Annotated in this window: 2 protein-coding genes; both read left to right on the forward strand. The window is 67.8% G+C overall.

All coding sequences use genetic code 11. The features are described 5' to 3' along the window. Nucleotides 1–317: 317 nt before the first annotated feature. On the forward strand, nucleotides 318–1,862 hold the full coding sequence (locus WBA11_RS16650; protein ID WP_424521771.1) for a hydroxymethylglutaryl-CoA reductase: 1,545 nt from the start codon (nucleotides 318–320) through the stop codon (nucleotides 1,860–1,862). 409 nt (nucleotides 1,863–2,271) lie between these two features. Further along, nucleotides 2,272–2,558: hypothetical protein (locus tag WBA11_RS16655; protein ID WP_424521772.1), on the forward strand; the 287-nt coding region annotated here is incomplete at its 3' end.

Below are 2,558 nucleotides of genomic sequence, written 5' to 3' on the forward strand. Positions count from 1 at the left end.
CGGCTCGGCCTCGAGGCCGTCGGGCCGGAGTTCGACATCACGGGGATCGGCCCGCACTACGTGATGTGGCGCGAGGTGTAGGGGGCTCGGGACGGCACAGCCGGTGACCGACCACGGCCTCGAGGTCGGCGGCCGAACGGGTCCCGTCCCCGACCTGGTGCCCCCTCGGCCTGGGATGAGGATGGAAACAGAGGGTGATGAGCGCTTGCCCCCGAGGCCGCGCCTGCGGTTCGTCCCCGAGGCCACTTCTGCCGCACCGCGTCAGGCCCTGGAAGCGCATCCGCCGTACGTTCACAGGCCCTTCTTCCCTCCCCACGATGAAAATCCCGTCGCTCGTCCTCCGCCAGCTCTACACCAACGGCAGCCTGACGCCCACGGACGACGGGGTCGCGTTCAGCCTGAAGAACCGCCTCACCGACGCCAAGCTGACGGGTCTCGAGAGCGTCTCCGTCGGCGGCGTCGAGGTCGGCGCCGACAAGCTGACGCTGTCGCTCGACGACGGCTCGACGTTGCAAGCGGCGGACGTCTCGATCACGAACCCGCTCGAGTTCCCCCTCCGACGCATCGTGACCGTCCACGTCCCCGGCGTCACGGCCGAGGAAGGCGTCCACGAGATCCGGCTGAACTTCGGGATCGAGGGCATGGGCAAGCTCAAGTTCAAGGTCAAGGACTCCGTCCAGCCTGACCGCCCCGACCGCGTCACGGTCCCCCGAGACCGCCAGGACGACTACTCCGACAACGCCATCGCCGCGCGCCAAGCGTTCGTCGAGGAGTACACGGGCAAGGAGTACCAGCACATCAAGTCGCACACCTTCGACCCGCACATCCTGACGGGCAACATCGAGAGCTTTATCGGCGTGGCCCAGGTACCCCTCGGGATCGCGGGGCCGCTCCAGGTCAACGGGGAGCATGCCAAGGGAGACTTCTTGATCCCGCTCGCGACGGCGGAGGGCACGCTGGTGGCTAGCTACAACCGCGGGATGAAAGTGCTCAACCTGTCCGGCGGGGTCAAGTGCACCGTCTCGGACGACGCGATGCAGCGGGCGCCGGTCTTCATCTTCGAGGACGCGAGGGGCGCGCGCGACTTCAAGGTCTGGCTCGACGACAACTTCGAGCAGATCGCGGCCCAGGCCGAGTCCACGACGTCCGTCGGCAAGCTCAAGAACATCGACACCTACCTCTCGAACCACTTCGCGTTTAGCCGCTTCAACTTCTCGACGGGCGACGCGGCGGGCCAGAACATGGTCGGCCGGGCGACCTTCGCGGCGTGCTCGTGGATCCTGGAGAACAACGACACGATCCGCCGCTTCTACCTCGAGTCCAACTTCGCGACGGACAAGAAGGCGTCGATGGTCAACATCATGAAGACGCGCGGCAAGCGGGTCACGGCCGAGTGCAAGATCTCGGGCGACGTGTTGCGCGAGGTGATGCGCGTCGAGCCGAAGGGCCTGGCGTATCACTGGGGTGTCGCGGCTGGCATCGGGTCGGTCCTCTCGGGCGCGAACAACAACGGGCTCCACTCGCCCAACGGCATCACGGCCATGTTCATCGCGACCGGCCAGGACGTCGCCAACGTGTCCGAGTCGAGCGCGGCCATCCTCTACGCCGAGCACACCGACGACGACGACCTCTACATGTCGATCACGATCCCGTCCTTGATCGTGGCGACCTACGGCGGCGGCGTCGGGCTCGCGACGCAGCGCGAGTGCTTGGAGATGATGGACTGCTACGGCAAGGACCGCGTCCACAAGCTGGCCGAGATCATCGCGGGCGTCGTGCTGGCGGGCGAGATCAGCCTGGCCTCGGCGATCTCGTCGAACGACTGGGTCTCGAGCCACGAGAAGTTCGGCCGCAACCGGTAGAGGGAACTGGGAATTGGGAACGTGCAGACGTCAGCCACGGCCTCGAGGGCGGCGCACGGCCTCGAGAGCGGCGGCACGGCCTCGACAGGGCTCGTCTAGACGATGGTCGGACCGACCTGCCAATATGGGTCCAAGTTGCTTGCTGAACCGCACGTATTCATTCCCGCGGAGGCGATAGTCCAGGGAGGGAGAGCTTTGTGCCGTACGAATCCTGGATCCCCGCCTGCGCGGGGATGACTCGGCGTAGAGTGATGGCGACCCCGTGGGCCTGCTCTGGATCCTGGATTAGGGCTCCGAGCCGGGAGCGCAGCGATCAGCATGGGACGCGGGTTCGACCGACCTCGAGGCGCCGACCTCGAGGACGACGCCACGGCAGGAGCCCGACAGTCGGTCAGTCGTACACTTTGCCATGGCAGACCCCGAGCGCCCCGACCTCGACCTCGATCCCGACCCCGTCGGCGATCCGGGAGAGCCCGTCCCGGTCTCCGAGATCGCCCCCGAGCTGCACGCCCCCGACGCCGGCGACGGCGCAACGGCCGACCTCGAGGACGGACGAGCCCTGACCGGCTCGGTGCGAGACCACGACCACGAGGGCGGGATCCCCCTCGAGGACGCGCGGCCCGCCAGCGTCGAGGGCAATACGCCGACCGCGACCGCCCACGCGAGCGCGGCGCCCGGTCCGGTCCGCGCCAACCC

The sequence above is a fragment of the Rubrivirga sp. genome (assembly GCF_049648075.1).
In the GTDB taxonomy this organism is placed as follows: Bacteria; Bacteroidota; Rhodothermia; order Rhodothermales; family Rubricoccaceae; genus Rubrivirga.

Bases quoted from the DNA above. Each gene is read 5' to 3' on its own strand.
- WBA11_RS16650 (WP_424521771.1), top strand. From the start codon at position 318: ATGAAAATCCCGTCGCTCGTCCTCCGCCAGCTCTACACCAACGGCAGC.